Genomic DNA, 20,084 nt, shown 5'->3' with positions numbered 1-20,084 from the left:
GGCCCCTGCGAGCTGCCTTCGGGCGCACCTAGAAGATCACATCGCGGGGCAATCCGGCGAGGCGTTGGCTAGGTCTTTGGAAACGCTGGCGAACTTCAGCGCTTCAGCAGATCGGGATACTTTCTTTCTAGAACAAGCCGAAGCTCTTCGAGATCGGCGTCCGGGATAACGTCCAGGAAACGGCGAATCGCGACACGCGGATCTCGGAGCGGGTTGTCCGTATCGAGATCCTCTGTCGCCGACAGGCCGAGGAGAGGAAGTACCTTCGAAAGGGTCTTCTCCGACAGGTAAGACGTTCTGCCGCTCGTGAACTGAGACAGGGTGTTCGGGCTTAGTCCGGCCGCTCGTGCGACCTTCGTTGCGTTCGTACCCTGCGCCGCCATGAGAATACGAAGGTTAACCCTGCGCCGTTCCCAGTCGATTTTGCCAGTCATGGTACGGTCTACCCCGTGGAAGCACGTTTACGGGTGAGTTTTCACATTTTCGCATGAAAAGCGCCACGTGCAATTTTGTGCAACTGGAAATGTGAAAACACTCCCTTCGTAGTTGATAATCACAAAGCACTGTGATTATCATGGTCGCACCATAACGGAGCAGGCCATGATGACCCATAACGACAAGCTGCTGGACCCGCAGGCCTTCGTGGTCTGGGTCCGGCGCGCGCTTGCGGATCTGCGGACCGCAAGCGCGCCCCGCCACAGGCCGAGCCACTTCCTTCTCGACGAGGACGTCCCCGGCTCGAAAAACCGTGTCGCGAACATGCTGGCGCAACCGGAGCTGATCCGCCTCGGTTACGCATCGCGTCTCGAAGACGAGATCCGCGCAGAAGCGAAACGTGCCGGAGTGGACCTCCTGCCCATGGTCGCGACCGGCTGGGAAAGGGCCGCATCATGAGCGGTGCGGAGATCGCCTTCTACTTGGTTTCCGGAGTTGTCTGGACGCTGGCGGCACTGGTCATCTTCGGCTGGATCTTCGTCGCGATCCTCGGTCTGGCGCACATCGCACGCGCCGCCCTCGATCCGAACTATCCCGGAGAGCGCAAATGACCCGGGCCGACATCGTCATCCGCGCGCATTCCATCGGCGCTGGTCTGACCGACCTTGAGCGGATCGCCCTTGGCGCAGCGCTGATCCAGACGGTCCTGCGCGCCGACAAGGGCGAGGCCGTGCTGGCCGCAGCCCGACACATCCACGAGCATGGCGAGGCTCTGCAGGATGCAGACTTTTCCGGTGTCGGGCGGTTGGACGCCCGGCTGATCACGAACACCTCGGGCGGGGCCGGAACGGGCACCACTCACGGAACCATCGAGCGCATGGTCCTGTCCGAGATCCCCGCCCCCCGGAGTGACGGGGCAACGCGGGGAGGCCCGGGCCGCTCTCCCTCCTCCTCCCTGAGAGCGGCCTGGGCACGTATCCGCGCGGCGAATGACGCGATCGAGGATGGCTGGTGGGGACATGTTTTGGCGGGGCTGTGCTTTGCCATCGTGGCTATCGGGCTGATGTTCCTTCCGCTGGTTCTGCCTGCCTTCGAAGGGGGTTTGAAATGACCGCGCGAGAGAGGTTGGACGAGGTCCGGCTGATGGTCCGGGCGTGGCGTGAGCGCCGGTTGCTTTGGGCCGATGCGGCTACGCGCCAGGATGGACCTGCCGAGCAGGACCACCGGCTCGTGATGCGCGCGCAGGAGGACATGATCCTGACCTACCTGGAGCAGATGGAGCAGAACGGCACGCTGGCGCTGGCCGTGCAGGCAATGCCGTCGGGGGTGACCAATGGCTGACCGTTTCATCGCGAAGGCGGATGACGGCTACGTCATCAAGGATCGGGGGACGGGCAAGGTCGTGTCCCGGCATGGGTCCATCGCCGCGGCGGCTGCAGTGCTGCGCGAAGCGGTGAAGCAGGAGACGCGCAAACAGCGCCCCTGCATCACCTGCGGCACCCTGTTCTGGTCGGAAGGGGCACACAACCGAATGTGCGACCCCTGCCGGACGAGGTCGCAGGAGGCGCCCTATCAGATCGGGCATCGGCGCGGCCGGATCGGGGCGCGCGTATGAACGCCGCATCAGCCATCAAGAGCGCCCGTTTGCAGCGTGTGCTGAAGGTTCTTTCGGACGGGAAGGAGCATTCGAGCCTCGATCTCGTGAGGCGGGCCAAGGCCATCGCCCCGGGCACTTGCGTGTCCGAGCTGCGCGAGAACGGCGCGCTGATCGAATGCACGCGCCGCAACGGGCCGAATGGCCCGGTCTGGTACTACAAAATGACGAAGGGACCGCGCCAAAATGGCTAAACGGTTGGAAGGCGTAACGCGGCTGAAGATCGCGGACATTGAAGTTTCGGGCCGACTGCGCCCTGCATCCGAGGCTGGCGTGGCCGCGCTGGTGACGTCCTATGCCGAAGTCGGCCCGCTGCACCCGGTGCATGTCCGAAAGATGCCGAAGCAGCGCTGGCGGCTGATGACGGGCCTGCACCGGCTGACCGCGCATCGCGAAATGGGCTGGGACGAGATCGACGTGGTGGCGTGGCAATGCAATGACGCCTACGCGACCATGATGGAGATCGACGACAACCTCGCGGGATCCGAACTGAGCATCCTCGACACCGCTGTCTTCCTCGCCGCCCGGAAAGAGACCTACGAGACACTTCACCCGGAGACAAAGGCGACGACCGGCGCCGACTTGGCGGCGAAACGCTGGGATGCGAGCGACAGCGTGTCGCTCGCATCGTTCACGGCGACAACGGCCGAGAAGATCGGGAAGTCGAAGCGACAGGTCGAGCGGCTTGTCCGTGCTGGCTTCGCGGTCAGAGGCCATGCCCACCAGCTCCGCAAGGCCCCCCGCCCGGTCTCTTTGGCCGACATGATGCAGATCGCGAAGATCGACGAAGTGACGGAGCGCTACTTCGTCATCGAGCAATTGGAGACCGGAGCGGCCCCTAGTGCCGCAGTCGCACGCAAGAAGTTCGGATCGCAGAATGGCAAGGAACGGGCGCCACTGGACGCAACCGACGCCGCCTTCAGCCGCCTCCTGGACGCATGGACGCGGGCACCGAAAGCGGCTCGGCGCCGCTTCATTGAAGAGCGCGGCGGCGAGGTGCAGCAACTCCTCGACGACATGACCGGCGTTTCCGATCTCGGAGACGCCGCATGACCGACACGCCCGCACAGGAATGGTGGAGCGCAGCAGAATTGGCGGCGGCTGATCTGCCGGATCTGCCACTTACCAAACAGGGCGTGAATGACCTCGCCAAGCGCTCGGGATGGGCCGTCCAGAAGGGTAAGGTCCGCCGACGCGCCGGTCGCGGCGGGGGGATCGAATACCATTACTCTCTTTTCCCGATACGGGCGCGCATCGCGCTCCTCGACCGCGAGCGCCATGCGCCCGAGCCTCCCGCACCGGCGCCTGAGAAGCCCGGCCGCGATGCCGCATGGTCCGCCTTCGACGCCCTGAAGGCCTCGGCCAAAGCGCGCGCAGCGGACCGTCTGCGCGCCTTGGACGATGTCGATGCACTGGAGATCTCCGGGCTGACGCGGACCGTTGCCGTGCGGACCGTGGCGGACAAGCTGAAGAAAAGCGAGAAGACACTCTGGAACTGGCTGAGCATGGTCGAGGGCATACCGCGCCACGACCGCTTGCCGTACCTGGCACCGCAGCCGGGCGGCGCGAAGGGCGACAAGACGCAGGTCTCCGAACGCTTCGTCGAGATCGTCAAGAGCTGTTGGCTGACGCAATCGGGGCCGGACATGACCGCCGCGCATGCGTGGGCGACTGACATTGCCAAGGCCGAGGGAGTGGCATCGGCTCCGCTCTGGAAGGTCCGAAGGATCATCGACGAGACCGTGCCGAAGCATGTCGTCATCTTTCTGCGCGAGGGCGTCCACGGCCTGCGCCGCTACTTCCCGCACCAGACCCGGTCGAAGACCAGCATGCGCGCGCTGGAAGCGGTCCAGGGCGACTATCACAAGTTCGACGTGTTCGTTGACTGGCCGGGCGAACAGAACCCGGTCCGGGCGCAGATGATCGCATTTTCCGACATCTACTCGGGCAAGTTCCTCGCTTGGCGGCTGAGCATCAGCGCCAACAGCCACACGGTGCAGCTTTGCTTCGGCGACCTTGTCCGGAAGTACGGGATCCCCGATCACATCCTCCTCGACAACGGTCGCGAGTTCGCCGCGAAGGCGATGACCGGCGGGGCACCGACCCGCTTCCGCTTCAAGATCAGGGACGACGACGTGCCGGGCCTGCTGACCCTTCTCGGCGTTCAGGTTCACTGGGCGCAGCCCGCATGGGGGCAGGCGAAGCCAATCGAGCGCGCCTTTCAGGACATGTGCGCCCGGGTCGCGAAACACCCCGCCTTTGTGGGGGCCTATACCGGCAACACCACCGACGCGAAGCCGGAGAACTACGGCGACCGGGCGATCCCTTTGGACGAGTTCACGGCCGTCCTGGAGCGCGAGATCGAGGCGCACAACGCGCGGCGCGGACGGCGGTCTGAAGTGGCAAATCAACGGTCCTTTAACGAGGTGTTTAACGAGAGTTACCGCACGGCGCAGCCGAAGATCGCCACCGAAGAGCAACAGCTCCTCTGGCTTCTCCGCGCCGAAGGTATCCGGGCCGACAGCCAGAATGGCGAGCTGTCGATCTACGGTTCGCGCTACTGGGCCGAATGGATGTATCGCATCGCGGGCCAGAAGGTCGTTGCACGCTTCGATCCGGACGATCTGCATGCGGGCCTTCGGGTCTACGACATTGACGGCGCCTTCCTCGGTGAAGCGCCGATCGTCGAGAAGGGCGACTTCCTCAACGTGGACGATGCCCGGACCCAGCAGCGCAAGCGCGCCGCGTTCGTCAAGGCAACCCGGGCAGAGGCGAAGGCGCACAAGGCGCTGACCGACGCCGAGATCGCGGCACGGCTGCGCGCCGCTGGCAAGGACGTGTCCGGCGACAACCTGCCCGAGGCCGACGTGGTCCGGCTACCGCCCCGCCATCCGAAGGCGCCACGCTCCGTCCCCCGCGTCCAATTCGAGGCCGAGCGCGAGCAGGAAGCCCGGTTCGCCGCGACCGTCACGAAACTGGAGGCGCGCTCCAAAGCGCAGCCGGATCTCGACGATCCAGAAACCAGATACCGCCGCGCCTGCGAACTGGAAGCGCTGCAGGACGGCGACAATCCACTGACGACCGAGCAGTCCGACTGGCTCGGCGAGTACCAGCAATCGAGCGAATACCGTGCCTTTTCCCGGATGAACCGGGCACTTGGCCGGGACAACGAGAAGTGAGGAAAAGAGCATGAACTCCCCATCTATCGCCCCCCTGCGCAACGTCGCGGCCCTTATGGGGCACACCGAGAGGCTTATCACACGGACGCGCGGCCTTCCGGGACTTGGCGTGTTCCATGGGAAGTCCGGCTCCGGCAAATCGACCGCGGTGATTGTCGTTGCCAACGAGTTTCAGGCGCACGTCGTGCAGATGAAACAGGCTTGGACCAAGGCGTATCTGGTCGAGAAAGTCGCCGAGGAAATGGGCGCCACGCCCCGCAAGAAAACGACGCCTTACTACATCGACGCGATTGCCGAACACTTGGCTATCACCGACCGGCCGCTGATCATCGACGATGCCCAGTACATGCTTCGCGGCAACATGATTGAGCTGGTCCGCGACATCTACGAGAGCAGCCTCGCGCCGATCGTTCTCGTGGGCGAAGCCAACCTGCCCCACGGCCTGACGAAGTGGGAAAACATCCACAACCGCGTCCTCGACTGGCAAGAGACGGTCGACTGCAATCTGGCGGATGCGTCCAAACTGGCGGATATCTACTGCCCCGGTGTGGATATCGCACCGGACCTGATGCAGGCAATCGTGGACGCGTCGAGCGGCGCGATCCGACGCGTGGCGACCAACCTCGACAAGGTCAAGGAACTCGCCCGGCGCAGCGGCAAGAAGAAGGCCGACCTGGCCCTTTGGGGCGACCAGCCATTTTTCACCGGAGCGCCGCCCGTCACGCGCAAGCCGGAGGTCTACCCCGGCGCAAGCGCGGCACTTGCTCGTAAGGCAGCGCGCGGATGAACGGGGAAATCAGCGACGGTCGGCGCACTGCAGAAGCCCGCCGCACGAAGGCATTCGAGCGAGTCCGGACGATGGACGAGTTTCGTCTCGTCGACCTCGAAACCGAGTTGAAAGTGCCGCACGGCACAGCCCAGCGCTACCTGACGCAATGGCAGCGTGAGGGCTTGGTCGACTACGTCCGCAAGGAAGGTCAGGTCCGGTTCTACATCTCCGCAGAACGGCGACAGCAGTTGATCGAAGCGTCGGCGAAGGTGGCGCCCAATGCAGCCGGAACGCCCGAGGGCAACATGTGGCGCGCCATGCGGATCCTACGGCACTTCACGCCTCTGGACATTGCGGCGCACTCCAACGCCGGGGGCGTGCAAGTGTCCGTCGACAAGGCGCGCTCCTACTGCCGGACCTTGTTGGAGGGAGGTTATCTCCGGATACGCGACCAGCCCATTCGCGGCCGTCGTGAAGCCCTGTTTCAGCTCGTGCGCAACACGGGACCGGAGGCGCCTGTTACGCGCAGGGTCACAGTTCTGGAGGACAGCAACATCGGCGAGATCAGCGTCGTCGGACGGAAGGATGCCCCATGAGCGCCGTCGATAAGTCGAAGGCGGCGTGGGGGGCCGACCTGCCGGAGTGGGTGCTGGCGCTGGCGGAAGAGTGTGACCGGACCAGCCAAAACAAGACCGCCACGCGCATTGGTCGCTCCCCCTCTCTCGTCTCGTTTGTGCTGGCGAAAAAATACACGGGCGATCTTCGCGCCGTCGAGGATCTCGTCCGCGCTCTGCTGATGTCCGATTCGGTGGTCTGCCCGTGCTTGGGCGAGATCAAAAGGCAGGAATGCCGCACTTGGCGCGCCGCCGCCCGCGACTTCCGCAACGTGAACACCCTGTATGTCCAGATGTTTCGGGCCTGCAACCGCTGCCCGATCTTCAAAGAAGAGGAGAGCAAGTCTTGACCCATTCCCCGTCCGATCCCGGTGACGGACACCTGACGGAAGGCCGCATGCTCGCGCTGTCGGCCAGCGCCGCCGCCAAGGTGGCGCGCCAAGGCACACGCGGCGCGACCCTTGTCACCCTCGACGAGATCGACGCCCTCGTCTGCCTCGCGGCCTGCACCGGCCTGATCGCAACATCCTCACCAGAAGGCCGCGAAGGCGGCGCCATGATCGAAGGAAAGATCGCATGACACAACACGCCAAATCCGGCGTCTTCGACGTCAACGGCGAGCCGCATATGCGGAACGCCCAAGGCCACCTGATCCCGAAGAAGAACGTCCGGGCACAGGACGAGCTGCAGGACGAACTTGTCCGCAAGATGATCGGTTTTGCCGAAGACCTCAGCGACCAGGTCGCGCGCTTCAAGGGGCATTGCTTCGAGGATGTGAACGACTTCCTCGGCCTCCTGTCGGACGAGTACGGCGAGACGCGCGGCGGTGCCAAGGGCAACATGACCTTCACCAGCTTTGACGGCACCTTGAAGGTGACGGTGCAAGTCGCTGAACACTTCGACTACGGCCCCGAGCTTCAGATCGCAAAAGGTCTCGTCGATGAGTGCCTCACGGAGTGGTCTGCGTCGGCCCGGCCGGAGCTTCGAACGATTGTTGAGCGGGCGTTTAACACCGACAAGGAAGGCAAGATCAACCGGGCCGAGCTGCTGTCTCTGAAGAAGCTGGAAATCGACGATGACCGCTGGAAGCGCGCGATGCGGGCGATCACCGACGCCGAGCGCGCCATCGGCTCCAAGACCTACATGCGGTTCTACAAGCGGCCGCACGGTCAGGCCGACTGGACCTCGATCACCATCGACATGGCGAAGGCCGAAGCCAAGGCAAAACCCGAGACCGTGGAGCAGCGCGGGTGATGCTAATTCGACAACTCCCTGACGACCCGGCCGAACGTGGCGCCGACCGTTTGGCTGGGGTCTTCTCCGCAAGCGCGGGCAAAAGCCGTCACGATGGCGGACTGTGTCAGGGGGCCGCTCGCGGCCCCCTGAAGCATGGCGTCGAAATACATCACCGCCAGCGGATCCATGATGCCGGGATCGTCACGCGATACCAGGTACGCCCGGCAACCGGCGTCGTAAAAGCTGCCGCGTTCGAAGGCGGTGGCGCTGCTGGCGCAAGCGGCAATTGCGAGCGCGATGACAATCCGGGGCATGTCGGTCTCCTGTTGAATGAACGCACCTTCGCCCCTGCGCTGTCGCCGGTCAACGGAGGGAGGATCCGGGCATGAGTACCGATCTGATCCGGAAGATCCACGTCGGCTGTCGTCAGCTCGGCGTGGACGCGGACACCCGGCACGATCTGCAGCTCCGCCTTGTCGGCAAGGCAAGCCTGAAGGACATGACCGATGCCGAGCAACAGACCATCCTCGACGCGCTGAAGGAGCGGGGTTTCCGGCCGACCAGATCCGGCAAGAACAGGCTCGCCCCGCGTGGCGACCTGCGCCTCGTGCATGTCCTTTGGGCGGCACTTGGCAACGCGGGCGCCCTGACCGATCCGACCCGGAAAGGTCTCAACGCCTTCATCCGGTCCCGCTTCTCGAAGCCATGGGGGTTCGAGCTGGCGGACATCGACCAGCTCCGCGAGGCGGACAAGATCGAGGACGTTTTGTCGGCGCTGAAGGCATGGGTCGGGCGCGAAGTGCCGGACTTCGACTGGGGGAGGATCCGTCGATGACCGGTCCCCGCGTCGGTGTTTCCGACTTTGCGCTCCTGCAGTTCCTTGAAGTCGAACACGGGATCCCCGTCGAGTGGCTGCGCGCCTCGATCCGCGCCCGTCTTCACGGGATCGAGGCGGTCCCGGAGGGCATGGCGCAAGTGACGGCAGGCAACCTGCGCCTGCATGTCTCCGGCGGCACGATCTGCGGCGTCTCGCGCCGCCTGCCCCCTACCGGCGAAGGGGACGAGACGTGAAGGTCTGGCCCCCGCATCCCGCGCACTTGGACCCCTACATCGAGGAGCTGGGTCACGACCTCGCCGTCCGCTTCTTCGAGGAGCTGGGCGGCGTCTCGCTCTACTGGACCCAAACGCCGAAAGGCCGCAGCCGAGCTGAAGCGCTGATTGGCGCGGACCGTCTGGCAGCACTCTCCGAACGACTGGAACATCAGCGCGGCCGGGTGCCTCGGCCCGCTCATTGGCTGGCGCACGTCTATCGCGCGCGGGGATACTCGATCGCCGAAATGTGCCCCAAGCTGGGCCGCACGGACACTGCAGTTGCCCGGCTCCTCGCCAGCCCTCTCCCCCAGCGCCGCCTGCCTTCCGCTCCGATCTCCGATGGTCAGGACGACGACGACCAGATGCAGTTCCGCTTCTAGAACACATCCGTGGGCGCGTTTTGCCTGAACGCGCCGCGCTAGATTGGCCCCGCCAGACGGAGCCAATGCCATGACTTCCCCCCGACAGCTTGCCCATGAAATCGTCGACCGCGAAGGCGGTTTCGTGAACGATCCGGACGATCCGGGCGGCGCGACGAAGTACGGCGTGACGATCCACACCCTGCGGAATATCCCTTGGGGCGATCTCGATGGCGACGGCGATATCGACGTGATGGACGTCCGTGCACTGACCAAGGAACACGCGGTCGAGATCTTCATGCAGCGCTACTTCCACGGCCCGCGCATCGACGAGCTGCCGGAGGTGCTTCACGACACCGTCTTTGACATGCAGGTGAACGCGGGCGCGAACGCCGTCCGGATCCTGCAGCGCCTCTTCATCGAGATGGAGATCATGGTGATCGTCGACGGCGCTATCGGCCCGCAGACGATCCGTGCCGCGCGCGTGGCCCAGCAAAGCGCGCCGGGCTTCCTGCGTGACGCCTACGGCATCGCCCGGCGCGACTATTACTTCCGGCTGGCTGACCAGCGGCCGAGCCTCCGGAAGTACGCCCGGACCCGGGCCGGGCGCAAAGGCGGCTGGATCAAGCGCGCCGAGGAGTTCATGTCGCCGAATTACCACCTGACGGACGGCGAGTTTCAGGAGCGGGTGGCGAAATGGGGATGATCCAGCAGCTCGCCGCCATCCTGTTCGGCGGCAACCGCAACGCGGTCAAGGAACTGGCCGAGGTCTTCCGCGTCAATGCCGAAGCCTCGGCCGAGCGCGGTCATGCCCTCGACACGGCCGCGCTGAGCCAGTTCGCGGCCGAGTTCGTCGCGCGGAACCAACGCACCTGGTGGGACAGTCTCGTCGATGGCCTGAACCGGCTGCCGCGTCCGGCCTTCACGTGTGGCGTGTTCGCCGTGCTGATCTGGACGGTCCGGGATCCGGTCTTCATGTCCGAGGTGTTCACCGCCTGGGCGATCATTCCGACCCCGGTCTGGGCGCTGATCACGGTCATCGTCACCTTCTTCTTCGGCGGTCGTGCCCAAGTCAAAGACTTCGACTTCCAGCGCGACGTGGCGGGCCTGATGGCCCGGACGCAAGCCGTGATGGCCCAGCGAGACCAGCCGCTTCCAGCCGACGACACCGCGCCCCCAGCCACGACCAATCAAGCGCTCCTCGACTGGCGCGCCCAGACCCATTGAGGAGGCCCCATTGCTTATCGATCTTGCGACCCTGAAGGAGTGGCTGTCGGTCATCGCGATCCTGCTGTCGATCGGCACCGCAATCGGCACGTGGTTCGTCACGCGCCGGAAAGGCGTCGACGCCCGGATCGACGCGGTCGAAACCCGCCTCGACGAACGCACCGACGCCAACCGTGAACGCATCGACGGGTCGGAAAGGCGCCAAGATCGCATGGATACGCGCCTTGTGCATCTTGAACAGACCGTCTCGGACATGCCGTCCCGCGAGGACATCCACAAGGTCGAGCTGCAACTGTCCGGAATGACCGGGTCGCTGAGCCGGATCGAGGCGGTCATGGCGGGCAACAACGAGATCATGAAGCGGCTGGAAACCATCGTTTCCCGCCACGAAGACCACCTTTTGAACGGCAGGAGATGAGCCTGTGAGCTACGCCGACGAACTGCGGGAACACGCGCGCATCGCGATCCTGCGCATGCTGGAGGACGCCCCGCGCTACACCTCCAACGTCTCGATCATGACCGATCTCCTGCCCCAGTTCGGGATCAGCTACTCGCGCGACCAGGTCGTCGGTGAACTGGCATGGCTGAAGGAGCAAGGCATGCTGACGACCGAAACGCTGCCGGGCGGCTTCATCGTCGCGACGGCCACCACGCGGGGCTGCGAAGTCGCCCAGGGCATCGCCGTCTATCCCGGGATCCAACGCCCGCGTCCGGCCAACTGACATGCCTGCGGTCCGCAAGATCGACCTCATGCCGCCCGAGCTGCGGCGGTGGCTGAAGGAGGAGCTGGAGCGCCGTGGTTTCGGCGACATCGTCGAGATCACCGAGGCGCTGAACTTCCGCCTTCAGGAAGAGGGGCTGGAGCTGTCGATCGGCAAGTCCGCGATCGGCGACTATTCAAAGGCCCTTAAAGACCAACGCGAAGCCTTTGCGATCGCCGATGCGCTGCTGTCGGACATGGACATCGAGGCCGAGGGCGATCTGCACCGGACCCTGATGCAGATGATTGCGACCAGCGCCGTGCAGATGATCCAGCACGTCCGGAACGACGACAAGCATCTCGACGCGAAGGAACTGATGTCGCTTGGCCGGATGCTGAAAGACCTGATGGCCAGTTCCGGGATGCGTGAGAAGCTGCTCGACGACGAGCGCAAGCGTGTGGCGCGCGAGGCGCGCGAAGCCGCTCTGGACGAGGCGCAGCAGGAGATGGAGGCGATTGCCAGCGAAGCAGGACTGTCGGACGCGGCCGTGACAACGCTCCGCCAGAAGTTCCTCGGGCTGCGCACATGAGAACGGACGACCAGATCTCCGCCATCGTCCTGGTCGGTGACATGAACTGGCGGCGCGGGCCGAAATGGCGCGCGGCACTGGCCTGGGCATTCGGGCGCCGCGAGCTGATCACCACGGCGCTCGGCGACGTCCTCGATGTCCGTTGGTTCCAGGACGAACCCTTCCTTCTGAACATCACCGAGATCGAGGACCTCCGAACATGACCCCCTTGCGCGCCGTTCACTATCCCGAAAACGCTCGTCTCCGTCAGGACAGGATACCCGGCTCGATCTGGTTCGCGCCGTGCGGCGAAGGCGAGGCGTCGATGCTCTGGTTCGTCTGCCCCTGCGGCTGCGGCACGCTCCGCAACATCTCCATCGGGCACCGGCACAAACCGAAAATGCGCGGCCCGTCCTGGTACTGGAACGGCAGCGCGACCGAGGCGACCCTCGATCCCTCCGTGAATGCCGCCCCGGCGGGCGACTGCAACGGCTGGCACGGCTGGCTCCGCGACGGCTACTGGGAGGCCTGCTGATGCTGTTTCTGGCTCCCCTCGTGGCGCTCATGATGCGGCGTCCGCCCAAGGCAAGAACCGCTCCGGCCGTCAAGGAAGCGGACGCGGTCAAGACCGCCGCGCGGCGGGCGCAGAAGAAGGCACGCCGCATCACCCGGAAAGGTCGCCGCTGATGCCCCGCGTAAGTGTTCGCAACGCCTTGGCGGAGAAGGAAGAGAGGGACGGCGATACCTGCCGGACTTGCCGTGCGCCCGCAGAAGAGGGTTTCGAACCGCACTGCCGCAACTGTTCCCTCTACTGGCGCGACTGCGCCGAAGGGGTGTTCGATGATCGGGAGGCTTCGTGATGGCAACCCCGGCGGAAGTGGCAAACGACATGGCTGCGCACGAACGCTACTGGGACGGACGCGACAGGGAAGTCGCCAGTACGTGCCGCCAAGCCGCGAACCTGATCCGCGCCTTCCTCAATGGCGATCGCGTGGACGGCCGGAGCTACCACGGCTTGCATAAGCGGCTCCTCAGACTGGATCTGCGAGAAAACGTCCAAGGCTATCCGAACTTCCAGCGGGCGCGGCTGACGCTCGAAGAGCTGAAACGAAGGGCCAACGGCGCATGAATACCACCGTTCTCTCCCGCGACCCGGGCAAGCTGCCCGAGATCCTGCCGACCGGCGCGGACATTCCCGCAGACCTCGACCCGCTGGCCGAAGGCGTCCTGATGGAGCATCAGAAGACGTGGCTGGAAGACACCTCGGCGCTGAAGGTCTGCGAGAAGGGTCGCCGGACCGGGATCACGTTCGCGGAATCCCTGGACCATACGCTGATCGCCGCAGCCAAGCGGTCGGCCGGCGGCGGGAATTGCTTCTACATCGGCGACACGAAGGACAAGGGCCGGGAGTTCATCGGCTACGTGGCGCACTTCGCCAAGATCGTCGCGGGCGAGCTGCTGGCCGTCGAGGAATTTCTCTTCGAGGATCAGCAGGAAGACGGCTCTTCAAAGTTCATCACGGCATATCGGGTGCGCTTTGCCAGCGGGTTCCGGGTGGAAGCGCTCAGCTCGAACCCGGCCAACATTCGCGGTCTGCAGGGCACGGTCGCGATCGACGAAGCCGCCTTCCACCGGGACGTCCGCCAGGTGATCGACGCGGTCAACGCGATGCTGATCTGGGGCGGCAAAGTCCGCATCATCTCGACGCACAACGGGCACCTGAACGCGTTCAACGAGCTGATCCGCGAAGCCCGCGCAGGCAAGAGCGGCTGGAAGGTCCACAAGTACACCTTCGGCGATGCCGTCAGGAACGGCCTCTTCAAGCGCGTCTGCCTGATGAGGGGGCAGGAGTGGACGCAGCAAGCGCAGGACGCGTGGGAGGCGGAAATCCGCGGCTCCTACGGCGCCCGCACCGCCGCCATGGAGCAGGAGCTGGACGCCATCCCTTCGGAGATGGCGGGCGCCGCACTGACACGGGTGCAGATCGAGAACGCGATGCGGCCGGGGATCCCCTTTGTGCCGCTGCATAAGCCGGACGCCTTCAAGAACCTGCCTGCAGAGGCGCGGACGAAAGAGATCCAAGACTGGTGCCGCCAGCACCTCGATCCGGTCCTGAAGGCGCTGGATCCCGACCGGCAGCACGTCCTGGGCGAGGACTTCGCGCGCAGCGGAGACGCAACGGACATCGTCATCGTCGAGATCGGCGTCGACCTTCGACGCCGCTGGAAGCTGGTCGTCGAGCTGCGCAACATCCCCTTCGCACAGCAGCGCGAAATCTTCTTCCACGTCGGCGATGCGTTGCCCCGTTTCATGAAGGGCGCCGTGGACCGGACGGGCAACGGCGCATACCTCGCCGAGGAGGCTGCGATGCGCTACGGCGACCGCATCGTCGAGGTCGCCTTCAGCCGCGCCTGGTACGAGACCGAGATGCCGCCCTACATCGAGGCAATCAGCGACGGCACCGTCGTGCTGCCCAGCCACGACGACGTCCTGCGCGACCATCAGGCGCTTCAGCATGTCGAAGGCATCATCCGCGTGCCGCGGGACTTCCGCTTCAAGGGGAGTGACGGTCTGGACCGGCACGGCGACACGGCCGTGGCCGGAGCACTGGCATGGTTCGCGTCACGGCAGGAGTTCCGCGAGTACGACTATGTAAGCGCCACGCAACCGCTGCACAGCCTCGAAGACCCGGACGGCGACGACGAGGAGCGGGACTGGTGGCGTCCACCTATCGGGGTCAGCCGGTTCGGCTGGCACTGACCGAGGCCATGGGGCCGGAAGCCAAGCGAGCTTCCGACGTGGGGTGCCTACCAAGCAATAACCCCCACCGACCGAGACGGGAATCACGGCCGCCCGGCACCGAGAGTGTCGCGGGCGGCTTCAAAGGTACAGACTCAATGACCAGCCAGACCGGCGCCAACTATGCTAAACCCATCGCTCCCTATCTCGGGGGGAAGCGCAACCTCGCGAAGAGGATCTGCGCGATCATCGACGGCCACGACCACGTGACCTACGCCGAACCGTTCGTCGGCATGGGCGGGATCTTCCTTCGACGTCGCCGCGCGGCCCGATCGGAGTTCATCAACGACTGGAACAAGGAGGTCTACAACCTGTTCCGGATCCTGCAGGAGCATTACGTCGCCTTCCTCGACATGCTGCGTTTCCAGATCACGTCGCAGGCGAACTTCAACCGCCTGTGCGACGTCGATCCGGACACGTTGACCGACCTGCAGCGCGCGGCACGGTTCCTCTACCTGCAGCGCACGGGCTTTGGCGGGAAGGTATCAGGAAGGAGCTTCGGTCTTGCCACCGACCGTCCCAGCCGCCTCAACCTGACCACACTGGAGCCGGATCTCGAAGCTCTGCATGAGCGGCTAGCGGGCGTGACCGTGACAAGCCTCGACTTCGAAGCCTTCATCGCCCGGATCGACCGCAAGTCGGTCTTCTTCTACCTCGACCCGCCCTACTGGGGCGGGGAGACAGACTACGGTAAGGGTGCCTTCTCGCGGGACCGTTTCGCCGACATGGCGCAAACACTGCGCGGCATTAAGGGCGCCTTCCTGCTGTCGATCAACGATGTGCCGGAAATCCGCGAGCTGTTCGACTGGGCGCACATCGCGCCGGTCTCTACGACCTACTCGGTCGCAAAAGGCGCGGCACAACCCGGCCGGGCCGAACTGCTGATCGGCAACTTCGACTTCCAGACATGAGGAGCCAAGAATGAGCCTGCTCGATCAATACGGTCGGCCGGTCAAGAAGGCCGAGCTGACGCAGGAGGTGGCGGCTCCGACCATCTCCGGCGTCCGCTCGCCGATGACGGGCTATCCCGGTGACGGTCTGAACCCGATCCGGCTGGCGAACATCCTGCGCGAGGCAGATGCTGGCGACCCGCTGCGCTTCCTGGAACTGGCCGAGGTGATCGAGGAGCGGGATCCGCATTACCTCGGCGTCCTGGGCACGCGCCGCCGGTCGGTCAGCCAGCTCGAAATAACCGTGAAGGACGGCGGTGACGACCCGGTCGACAAGGATGCCGCTCAGTTGATCCGCGACTGGCTCGATCGTGGCGAGCTGGTCGACGAGCTGTTTCATATCCTCGACGCGATCGGGAAAGGCTTCAGCCAGACCGAAATCATCTGGGATCACTCCGAAGGGCAATGGGAAGTGCAGCGGCTGGAGCTGCGCGACCCGCGCTTCTTCACGTTCGACCGCGTCGATCTGACCACACCCCTGCTGATCGGCGAGAACGGCCAGCCGGAGGAGCTGCCACCCTACAAGTTCATCTCGGCGCGCATCGCCGCGAAGTCGGGGATCCCGGCCCGGTCCGGTCTCGCCCGCGTCGTGACGTGGCCCTACCTCTTCAAGCGCTTCACAGAACGGGACTGGGCGATCTTCACGCAGACCTATGGGCAGCCGCTTCGCCTGGGCAAGTACGGACCCGGTTCGACCGAAGACGACCGGAAAACCCTGATGCGCGCGGTGGCTAACATCGCTGGCGACTGCGCGGCGATGATCCCGGAAAGCATGGTCATCGAGTTCGTGCAGACCGGGAACATCTCAGGCTCGCTGGATCTCTACGAGCGCCGGGCGGACTGGTACGACCGGCAAGTCTCGAAGGCCGTTCTCGGCCAGACGGCGACGACCGACTCCGAAGTCGGCGGTCTGGGATCTGGCAAAGAGCATCGCGCCGTCCAGGAGGACATCGAGCGGGCCGACGCCATCGCCCTTGCCGCGATCCTGACCCGAGACCTGGTCCGCCCGATCGTCGATCTGAACTTCGGGCCGCGCAAGCGGTATCCGAAACTCGTGATCGCCCGGCCGGAAGCCGAAGACCTGTCCGCCTGGACCACGGCAGTCACCCCATGGGTCGATCGCGGTCTGGCGATCGACGAAGAGGACGTCCGCGAGAAGTTCGGGCTGCGCGCCCCTGCCAAAGACGCAAAAATCCTCGGAAAGGCCGGTGCGCCGCAATCCGGCGACGAGGAAACGGCCCGCAAAGCGCCGGAGAGCGCCGTTAAAGGGCCATTTAACGGCCTTCCCGACCCGGCGCCGGGGGCTGACGCGCTGAGCGCCCTTCCCGCCTCACAGCGCGCCACTGACGCATTGCCGCCCGTCGAGGATCGTCTGGCGCGCGAAGCCGCCCCCGAAATGGAGGTGCTGCTGATCCGGATCGAGGAAATGCTGGCGCAAGCTGACACCCTCGACGAAGCCCGCGCGATGCTGCTCGCCGCCTATCCGGAGTTGCCGGTCAAGGATCTCGCCGGGATCTTTGCCGCCGCCTTCGCCGCGACCGAGCTGGGCGGCCGGTCTGCGGTCATGGCCGAAAGCGCGACCGAGTGATGGCGGGCTGCATCGTTCAAATCTGGTTCGATCCAGACACCGAAAGCCCCGCCGGGAGCGACCGCTTTGTCGTCACAGAGACGGAGCAGGAGACCTGATGGCCGACAGCGTCACAGCCACTTTCCGCCGCCCGTTCGCGGAGCAGACCGCAGCGTGGCGCCTGCGCCTGGGCAACCTGTTGCCGTCCCGAGCGTGGGACGACGTGTGGAAGGAAAGCCATGATCGCGGCTTCATGGTCGCCGGTGCGATGAAGGCCGACCTGCTGGCGCGATTGGCCGAAGCTGTCGGCAAGTCGATCGAGGACGGCCGCAGCCTCGAAGAGTTCCGCCGCGACTTCCGCCAGATCGTCACCGACACGGGCTGGCACGGCTGGACCGGCGAAGAGACGAAGGCGGGGCGCGCCTGGCGAACGCGCGTCATCTACCAAACCAACCTCCTCAGCACCTACGCCGCCGGTCGCTATGCGCAGCTTCGAGCGGCGGGCTTTCCGCTTTGGGTCTATCGGCACGGCGGCTCGCTCGATCCTCGCGAGCAGCACTTGTCCTGGGACGGCCTGATCCTGCCCTCTGACCATCCGTTCTGGCTGACGCATTTCCCGCCGAACGGCTGGGGGTGCAGTTGCTACGTCGTCGGCGCCAGATCGGAGCGCGGAGCTGTCCGCCTCGGCGGCGATCCGTCGAAGCGTCTTCCCGACGGCTGGGATCTCGTCGATGCGCGGACCGGAGAGCTGGACGGGATCGGCAGGGGCTGGGGCTACGCGCCCGGCCGCACGGTTGCGGACGCCATCACCTCGATCGTCGCGACCAAGCGGGACACCCTGCCACCCGAGATTTGGGAAGACCTCGCAGAAAACCTGAACGAGCTATTCGGCGAGACGGAGGCCTGACCACGATGATCCAGATCGACCTTACGACCAGGGCCATGACGGAGGCGTTCGTGGAAGCGGCTGGCGCCATCGGGGACTTGACGCCCCTGATGGCGGATCTCGGCGAGTACCTGGTCGAAAGCACAAAGCAACGCTTCGCAACGTCGACCGCCCCGGACGGTTCAACCTGGGCACCGCGCAGCCAGACGACGCTCGACGCCTACGCACGACGGAAAGACCGGCCCAAGGGTGGCCCGCTGGTCGGCGTCACCCGCGCGCTGTCCACCACAATCGCCTATGAACACGCCGCCGATCACGTCGACTGGGGGTCGAACATGATCTATGCGGCCGTGATGCAGTTCGGCGCGGCGCAGGGCGAGTTCGGCGCACGGATCGGGAAAGACAAGAACGGTCGGGACTATTTCATGACCATACCGTGGGGCGACATTCCCGCCCGGCCGTATCTCGGAGTTTCAACGGACGACGAGACCGCGATCATCGACATCGTCGAGGAATACCTGGGCGACAGTCTCCGCTGAGCGGTACACATCCGTGAGGGTGATAACGCCCGTTTAAACGGGGCATTCATGCCCCATGAACACGTCCCTTGTCACCTCGCCCCTTGCGGCAATCGAACTGACCGAAGCCGGTCAGGGCGCGCCCGAGTGGATCCACATCCTGCCTCCGGCCGGTCAGCCGTTCCGCTCGATCGACGGTCGCGGACCGTGGCACTACGACGACCCCGACGAGCTGATCCGCGCGAGCTTCGCAGCCGAAGGGCCGCGTCTCTTCGTGGACATCAACCACGCGACGACGCGCGTAGGCCCGTTTGGTGGCGAGGCGCCGTCCTACGGCGAAATCACCGAAATGCAGTCGCGCGAAACCGGCATCTGGGCGCGCGTCGAATGGAGCCGGAAGGGCGCCGAGCTGATGGCGGATCGCGCCTATCGTGGCGTCTCGCCGGTCATCCTGTCGAACAAGAAGACCGGCAAGCTGAGCCGCGTCTGGCACGTCTCCCTGACCAATACCCCCGCACTGGGCGGGGCTATCACTTCCCTTTCCAAGGAGGATCCGGAAATGAACCTGTCCGCAATTGCCAAGGCGCTCGGCCTTGGCGAGGACGCGACCGAGGAAGAGATCCTCGCTGCGATCCGCGACATGAAGGCGACGGCCACCACCGACGACCTGTCCGTTCTCGTGACGGCGCTTGGCGCCAACGAGGACGCCACCGTCTCGGAGCTGGCGGTACTGGCCCGTTCCCTCGTTTCGAACGCCAAGAGCGGCGACCGTGTCGAGGAACTTTCGGAGCAGCTCGCCGAGATGAAGGCCGAGGCCTTCGTCGAAGCGCAGCTCGCGGCTGGCGTCGGCATCAAGGCCGACTTCCGCGACGAGTTGATCGCTCTTCACAAGGAAGACCCGGCACGCGCCGCCCGCGTCTGCGCCCAGCTTCCCAAGCTCGGCCGCATCAAGCCGACCACGCCCGGCCCGCAGGAGCAGATCTCCGAACTGACGGTGGATCAGCGCCAGATCGCGGATCAGCTCGGGATCGCTCACGACAAGTACTTGGCGAGCCTTCAGGCCGACGCCAAAGCGCAGGAGGCCTGACCCATGCCCGCACTGACCAGTGACCGCAACACGCCCCGCGTAGAAGGTGACATCAGACGTGGGGCCGTGGCTGCGGCGACCCTGATCTACGCAGGTGCCATCGTCATGCGTAACGCCTCTGGCTACCTGGTGAAGGGGCAGACTGCCACCGGCCTTGTCGGCGTCGGCCGCGCTGAAGAGCGCGTCGACAATTCGGCCGGTTCCGCAGGCGACCTGACCTGCGACTACCGGAAGGGAATCTTCCGCTTCGCCAACAGCGCCGCAGCGGACGAGATCACCATCGCCGACATTGGCAACCCCGCCTACGCCGTCGACGACCAGACGGTCGCCAAAACCGATGGCACGTCCACGCGCTCGATCGCCGGGATCGTCGACGATGTCGACGCGAACGGCGTCTGGGTTCGCTTCGACGAAGCCCTCGCAAACGCATCCTGAAGGAGCAC

At 65.1% G+C, this 20,084-nt stretch carries 34 protein-coding genes; 32 read left to right on the top strand and 2 right to left on the bottom strand.

Annotated features, from left to right (window positions below; genetic code table 11):
• Window positions 1–95: 95 nt before the first annotated feature.
• Entirely contained in the window at window positions 96–434 is a 339-nt protein-coding gene (locus CDO87_RS14305; RefSeq protein WP_100929400.1) for a helix-turn-helix transcriptional regulator, read from the bottom strand.
• Window positions 435–600: 166 nt separating this feature from the next.
• On the opposite strand from CDO87_RS14305, the gene CDO87_RS14300 reads away from it, so the two are divergent.
• From CDO87_RS14300 to CDO87_RS14245, 13 genes are read left to right on the top strand one after another with little or no spacing between them, the layout of a single operon-like run.
• Complete coding sequence (locus CDO87_RS14300) at window positions 601–894, top strand: hypothetical protein (protein WP_100929399.1); 294 nt, start codon at window positions 601–603, stop codon at window positions 892–894.
• A complete protein-coding gene (locus CDO87_RS26780; protein ID WP_157814999.1) occupies window positions 891–1,046 on the top strand; it encodes a hypothetical protein in 156 nt (51 codons plus the stop codon). The genes CDO87_RS14300 and CDO87_RS26780 overlap by 4 nt, the downstream gene beginning before the upstream one ends.
• On the top strand, window positions 1,043–1,546 hold the full coding sequence (locus CDO87_RS14295; RefSeq protein ID WP_100929398.1) for a hypothetical protein: 504 nt from the start codon (window positions 1,043–1,045) through the stop codon (window positions 1,544–1,546). The genes CDO87_RS26780 and CDO87_RS14295 overlap by 4 nt, the downstream gene beginning before the upstream one ends.
• Complete coding sequence (locus tag CDO87_RS14290) at window positions 1,543–1,776, top strand: hypothetical protein (RefSeq protein WP_100929397.1); 234 nt, start codon at window positions 1,543–1,545, stop codon at window positions 1,774–1,776. Before CDO87_RS14295 ends, CDO87_RS14290 begins: the two co-directional genes overlap by 4 nt.
• A complete protein-coding gene (locus CDO87_RS14285) occupies window positions 1,769–2,050 on the top strand; it encodes a hypothetical protein (protein WP_100929396.1) in 282 nt (93 codons plus the stop codon). The genes CDO87_RS14290 and CDO87_RS14285 overlap by 8 nt, the downstream gene beginning before the upstream one ends.
• A complete protein-coding gene (locus CDO87_RS14280; RefSeq protein WP_100929395.1) occupies window positions 2,047–2,283 on the top strand; it encodes a hypothetical protein in 237 nt (78 codons plus the stop codon). Before CDO87_RS14285 ends, CDO87_RS14280 begins: the two co-directional genes overlap by 4 nt.
• On the top strand, window positions 2,276–3,142 hold the full coding sequence (locus tag CDO87_RS14275) for a ParB/RepB/Spo0J family partition protein (RefSeq protein ID WP_100929394.1): 867 nt from the start codon (window positions 2,276–2,278) through the stop codon (window positions 3,140–3,142). The genes CDO87_RS14280 and CDO87_RS14275 overlap by 8 nt, the downstream gene beginning before the upstream one ends.
• Window positions 3,139–5,268 (top strand): transposase domain-containing protein, encoded by a 2,130-nt coding sequence (locus CDO87_RS14270; RefSeq protein ID WP_100929393.1) that lies wholly within the window; start codon window positions 3,139–3,141, stop codon window positions 5,266–5,268. The genes CDO87_RS14275 and CDO87_RS14270 overlap by 4 nt, the downstream gene beginning before the upstream one ends.
• 10 nt (window positions 5,269–5,278) lie before the next feature.
• Window positions 5,279–6,055: an AAA family ATPase gene (locus CDO87_RS14265; protein ID WP_100929392.1), complete on the top strand. Its 777-nt coding sequence runs from the start codon at window positions 5,279–5,281 to the stop codon at window positions 6,053–6,055.
• The gene (locus CDO87_RS14260) at window positions 6,052–6,633 is read left to right on the top strand and encodes a hypothetical protein (RefSeq protein ID WP_100929391.1); all 582 of its coding nucleotides are present in this window, start codon (window positions 6,052–6,054) and stop codon (window positions 6,631–6,633) included. The genes CDO87_RS14265 and CDO87_RS14260 overlap by 4 nt, the downstream gene beginning before the upstream one ends.
• Window positions 6,630–7,001 carry a hypothetical protein gene (locus tag CDO87_RS14255; protein ID WP_100929390.1) on the top strand — a complete coding sequence of 124 codons (372 nt, stop codon included), beginning with the start codon at window positions 6,630–6,632 and terminating at the stop codon, window positions 6,999–7,001. The genes CDO87_RS14260 and CDO87_RS14255 overlap by 4 nt, the downstream gene beginning before the upstream one ends.
• A complete protein-coding gene (locus CDO87_RS14250) occupies window positions 6,998–7,231 on the top strand; it encodes a hypothetical protein (RefSeq protein WP_100929389.1) in 234 nt (77 codons plus the stop codon). The genes CDO87_RS14255 and CDO87_RS14250 overlap by 4 nt, the downstream gene beginning before the upstream one ends.
• Window positions 7,228–7,905, top strand: coding sequence for a DUF3164 family protein (locus CDO87_RS14245; protein WP_100929388.1), 678 nt, complete (start codon window positions 7,228–7,230; stop codon window positions 7,903–7,905). Before CDO87_RS14250 ends, CDO87_RS14245 begins: the two co-directional genes overlap by 4 nt.
• A gap of 2 nt (window positions 7,906–7,907) precedes the next feature.
• Here CDO87_RS14245 and CDO87_RS14240 read toward each other — a convergent pair whose 3' ends face one another.
• Complete coding sequence (locus CDO87_RS14240; protein WP_100929387.1) at window positions 7,908–8,201, bottom strand: hypothetical protein; 294 nt, start codon at window positions 8,199–8,201, stop codon at window positions 7,908–7,910.
• A gap of 71 nt (window positions 8,202–8,272) precedes the next feature.
• Between CDO87_RS14240 and CDO87_RS14235 the strand changes: the two genes are divergently transcribed.
• From CDO87_RS14235 to CDO87_RS14150, 19 genes are all read left to right on the top strand, one after another.
• Complete coding sequence (locus CDO87_RS14235; protein ID WP_100929386.1) at window positions 8,273–8,722, top strand: gp16 family protein; 450 nt, start codon at window positions 8,273–8,275, stop codon at window positions 8,720–8,722.
• Window positions 8,719–8,958, top strand: coding sequence for a hypothetical protein (locus CDO87_RS14230; protein ID WP_100929385.1), 240 nt, complete (start codon window positions 8,719–8,721; stop codon window positions 8,956–8,958). The genes CDO87_RS14235 and CDO87_RS14230 overlap by 4 nt, the downstream gene beginning before the upstream one ends.
• On the top strand, window positions 8,955–9,359 hold the full coding sequence (locus CDO87_RS14225; RefSeq protein ID WP_100929384.1) for a hypothetical protein: 405 nt from the start codon (window positions 8,955–8,957) through the stop codon (window positions 9,357–9,359). The genes CDO87_RS14230 and CDO87_RS14225 overlap by 4 nt, the downstream gene beginning before the upstream one ends.
• 70 nt (window positions 9,360–9,429) lie before the next feature.
• Window positions 9,430–10,044 (top strand): holin-associated N-acetylmuramidase, encoded by a 615-nt coding sequence (locus tag CDO87_RS14220; protein ID WP_100929383.1) that lies wholly within the window; start codon window positions 9,430–9,432, stop codon window positions 10,042–10,044.
• Window positions 10,041–10,565 carry a 3TM-type holin gene (locus CDO87_RS14215; protein WP_157814998.1) on the top strand — a complete coding sequence of 175 codons (525 nt, stop codon included), beginning with the start codon at window positions 10,041–10,043 and terminating at the stop codon, window positions 10,563–10,565. Before CDO87_RS14220 ends, CDO87_RS14215 begins: the two co-directional genes overlap by 4 nt.
• Window positions 10,566–10,575: 10 nt before the next feature.
• Window positions 10,576–10,983: a DUF2730 family protein gene (locus tag CDO87_RS14210; RefSeq protein ID WP_100929381.1), complete on the top strand. Its 408-nt coding sequence runs from the start codon at window positions 10,576–10,578 to the stop codon at window positions 10,981–10,983.
• Window positions 10,984–10,987: 4 nt separating this feature from the next.
• Window positions 10,988–11,287, top strand: a complete 300-nt coding sequence (locus tag CDO87_RS14205) for a hypothetical protein (RefSeq protein WP_100929380.1) — start codon at window positions 10,988–10,990, stop codon at window positions 11,285–11,287.
• 1 nt (window position 11,288) lies between these two features.
• Window positions 11,289–11,855, top strand: a complete 567-nt coding sequence (locus CDO87_RS14200) for a phage protein Gp27 family protein (RefSeq protein WP_100929379.1) — start codon at window positions 11,289–11,291, stop codon at window positions 11,853–11,855.
• The gene (locus tag CDO87_RS14195; protein ID WP_100929378.1) at window positions 11,852–12,058 is read left to right on the top strand and encodes a hypothetical protein; all 207 of its coding nucleotides are present in this window, start codon (window positions 11,852–11,854) and stop codon (window positions 12,056–12,058) included. The genes CDO87_RS14200 and CDO87_RS14195 overlap by 4 nt, the downstream gene beginning before the upstream one ends.
• Window positions 12,055–12,369 carry a DUF6527 family protein gene (locus CDO87_RS14190; protein ID WP_100929377.1) on the top strand — a complete coding sequence of 105 codons (315 nt, stop codon included), beginning with the start codon at window positions 12,055–12,057 and terminating at the stop codon, window positions 12,367–12,369. The genes CDO87_RS14195 and CDO87_RS14190 overlap by 4 nt, the downstream gene beginning before the upstream one ends.
• Window positions 12,369–12,521 (top strand): hypothetical protein, encoded by a 153-nt coding sequence (locus tag CDO87_RS26775; RefSeq protein WP_157814997.1) that lies wholly within the window; start codon window positions 12,369–12,371, stop codon window positions 12,519–12,521. Before CDO87_RS14190 ends, CDO87_RS26775 begins: the two co-directional genes overlap by 1 nt.
• Before the next feature lie 172 nt (window positions 12,522–12,693).
• Window positions 12,694–12,963, top strand: a complete 270-nt coding sequence (locus CDO87_RS14185) for a hypothetical protein (protein WP_100929376.1) — start codon at window positions 12,694–12,696, stop codon at window positions 12,961–12,963.
• Window positions 12,960–14,594, top strand: a complete 1,635-nt coding sequence (locus CDO87_RS14180) for a hypothetical protein (protein ID WP_254698128.1) — start codon at window positions 12,960–12,962, stop codon at window positions 14,592–14,594. Before CDO87_RS14185 ends, CDO87_RS14180 begins: the two co-directional genes overlap by 4 nt.
• Window positions 14,595–14,731: 137 nt before the next feature.
• On the top strand, window positions 14,732–15,544 hold the full coding sequence (locus CDO87_RS14175) for a DNA adenine methylase (RefSeq protein ID WP_100929375.1): 813 nt from the start codon (window positions 14,732–14,734) through the stop codon (window positions 15,542–15,544).
• A gap of 10 nt (window positions 15,545–15,554) precedes the next feature.
• Window positions 15,555–17,171: a DUF935 domain-containing protein gene (locus CDO87_RS14170; protein WP_100929374.1), complete on the top strand. Its 1,617-nt coding sequence runs from the start codon at window positions 15,555–15,557 to the stop codon at window positions 17,169–17,171.
• Window positions 17,172–17,268: 97 nt separating this feature from the next.
• Complete coding sequence (locus CDO87_RS14165; RefSeq protein ID WP_100929373.1) at window positions 17,269–18,057, top strand: phage minor head protein; 789 nt, start codon at window positions 17,269–17,271, stop codon at window positions 18,055–18,057.
• Window positions 18,058–18,062: 5 nt separating this feature from the next.
• Entirely contained in the window at window positions 18,063–18,575 is a 513-nt protein-coding gene (locus tag CDO87_RS14160; protein WP_100929372.1) for a phage virion morphogenesis protein, read from the top strand.
• 55 nt (window positions 18,576–18,630) lie between these two features.
• Window positions 18,631–19,641 carry a phage protease gene (locus CDO87_RS14155; RefSeq protein ID WP_100929371.1) on the top strand — a complete coding sequence of 337 codons (1,011 nt, stop codon included), beginning with the start codon at window positions 18,631–18,633 and terminating at the stop codon, window positions 19,639–19,641.
• A 3-nt stretch (window positions 19,642–19,644) separates the two neighbouring features.
• A complete protein-coding gene (locus CDO87_RS14150; protein ID WP_100929370.1) occupies window positions 19,645–20,076 on the top strand; it encodes a hypothetical protein in 432 nt (143 codons plus the stop codon).
• Window positions 20,077–20,084: the final 8 nt, after the last annotated feature.

Origin of the sequence: Sagittula sp. P11, assembly GCF_002814095.1 — a bacterium.
Classification (GTDB): domain Bacteria; phylum Pseudomonadota; class Alphaproteobacteria; order Rhodobacterales; family Rhodobacteraceae; genus Sagittula.
Note: the sequence above shows the minus strand (reverse complement) of the source record. Positions and strands in the feature narration are given on the sequence as shown.

Bases quoted from the DNA above. Each gene is read 5' to 3' on its own strand.
- CDO87_RS14230 (WP_100929385.1), top strand. From the start codon at position 8,719: ATGACCGGTCCCCGCGTCGGTGTTTCCGACTTTGCGCTCCTGCAGTTC.
- CDO87_RS14195 (WP_100929378.1), top strand. From the start codon at position 11,852: ATGAGAACGGACGACCAGATCTCCGCCATCGTCCTGGTCGGTGACATG.
- CDO87_RS14185 (WP_100929376.1), top strand. From the start codon at position 12,694: ATGGCAACCCCGGCGGAAGTGGCAAACGACATGGCTGCGCACGAACGC.
- CDO87_RS14165 (WP_100929373.1), top strand. From the start codon at position 17,269: ATGGCCGACAGCGTCACAGCCACTTTCCGCCGCCCGTTCGCGGAGCAG.
- CDO87_RS14170 (WP_100929374.1), top strand. From the start codon at position 15,555: ATGAGCCTGCTCGATCAATACGGTCGGCCGGTCAAGAAGGCCGAGCTG.
- CDO87_RS14285 (WP_100929396.1), top strand. From the start codon at position 1,769: ATGGCTGACCGTTTCATCGCGAAGGCGGATGACGGCTACGTCATCAAG.
- CDO87_RS14190 (WP_100929377.1), top strand. From the start codon at position 12,055: ATGACCCCCTTGCGCGCCGTTCACTATCCCGAAAACGCTCGTCTCCGT.
- CDO87_RS14290 (WP_100929397.1), top strand. From the start codon at position 1,543: ATGACCGCGCGAGAGAGGTTGGACGAGGTCCGGCTGATGGTCCGGGCG.
- CDO87_RS26775 (WP_157814997.1), top strand. From the start codon at position 12,369: ATGCTGTTTCTGGCTCCCCTCGTGGCGCTCATGATGCGGCGTCCGCCC.
- CDO87_RS14180 (WP_254698128.1), top strand. From the start codon at position 12,960: ATGAATACCACCGTTCTCTCCCGCGACCCGGGCAAGCTGCCCGAGATC.
- CDO87_RS14245 (WP_100929388.1), top strand. From the start codon at position 7,228: ATGACACAACACGCCAAATCCGGCGTCTTCGACGTCAACGGCGAGCCG.
- CDO87_RS14255 (WP_100929390.1), top strand. From the start codon at position 6,630: ATGAGCGCCGTCGATAAGTCGAAGGCGGCGTGGGGGGCCGACCTGCCG.
- CDO87_RS14215 (WP_157814998.1), top strand. From the start codon at position 10,041: ATGATCCAGCAGCTCGCCGCCATCCTGTTCGGCGGCAACCGCAACGCG.
- CDO87_RS26780 (WP_157814999.1), top strand. From the start codon at position 891: ATGAGCGGTGCGGAGATCGCCTTCTACTTGGTTTCCGGAGTTGTCTGG.
- CDO87_RS14160 (WP_100929372.1), top strand. From the start codon at position 18,063: ATGATCCAGATCGACCTTACGACCAGGGCCATGACGGAGGCGTTCGTG.
- CDO87_RS14300 (WP_100929399.1), top strand. From the start codon at position 601: ATGATGACCCATAACGACAAGCTGCTGGACCCGCAGGCCTTCGTGGTC.
- CDO87_RS14270 (WP_100929393.1), top strand. From the start codon at position 3,139: ATGACCGACACGCCCGCACAGGAATGGTGGAGCGCAGCAGAATTGGCG.
- CDO87_RS14175 (WP_100929375.1), top strand. From the start codon at position 14,732: ATGACCAGCCAGACCGGCGCCAACTATGCTAAACCCATCGCTCCCTAT.
- CDO87_RS14260 (WP_100929391.1), top strand. From the start codon at position 6,052: ATGAACGGGGAAATCAGCGACGGTCGGCGCACTGCAGAAGCCCGCCGC.
- CDO87_RS14305 (WP_100929400.1), bottom strand. From the start codon at position 434: ATGACTGGCAAAATCGACTGGGAACGGCGCAGGGTTAACCTTCGTATT.
- CDO87_RS14280 (WP_100929395.1), top strand. From the start codon at position 2,047: ATGAACGCCGCATCAGCCATCAAGAGCGCCCGTTTGCAGCGTGTGCTG.
- CDO87_RS14150 (WP_100929370.1), top strand. From the start codon at position 19,645: ATGCCCGCACTGACCAGTGACCGCAACACGCCCCGCGTAGAAGGTGAC.
- CDO87_RS14295 (WP_100929398.1), top strand. From the start codon at position 1,043: ATGACCCGGGCCGACATCGTCATCCGCGCGCATTCCATCGGCGCTGGT.
- CDO87_RS14220 (WP_100929383.1), top strand. From the start codon at position 9,430: ATGACTTCCCCCCGACAGCTTGCCCATGAAATCGTCGACCGCGAAGGC.
- CDO87_RS14155 (WP_100929371.1), top strand. From the start codon at position 18,631: ATGAACACGTCCCTTGTCACCTCGCCCCTTGCGGCAATCGAACTGACC.
- CDO87_RS14275 (WP_100929394.1), top strand. From the start codon at position 2,276: ATGGCTAAACGGTTGGAAGGCGTAACGCGGCTGAAGATCGCGGACATT.
- CDO87_RS14265 (WP_100929392.1), top strand. From the start codon at position 5,279: ATGAACTCCCCATCTATCGCCCCCCTGCGCAACGTCGCGGCCCTTATG.
- CDO87_RS14200 (WP_100929379.1), top strand. From the start codon at position 11,289: ATGCCTGCGGTCCGCAAGATCGACCTCATGCCGCCCGAGCTGCGGCGG.
- CDO87_RS14240 (WP_100929387.1), bottom strand. From the start codon at position 8,201: ATGCCCCGGATTGTCATCGCGCTCGCAATTGCCGCTTGCGCCAGCAGC.
- CDO87_RS14235 (WP_100929386.1), top strand. From the start codon at position 8,273: ATGAGTACCGATCTGATCCGGAAGATCCACGTCGGCTGTCGTCAGCTC.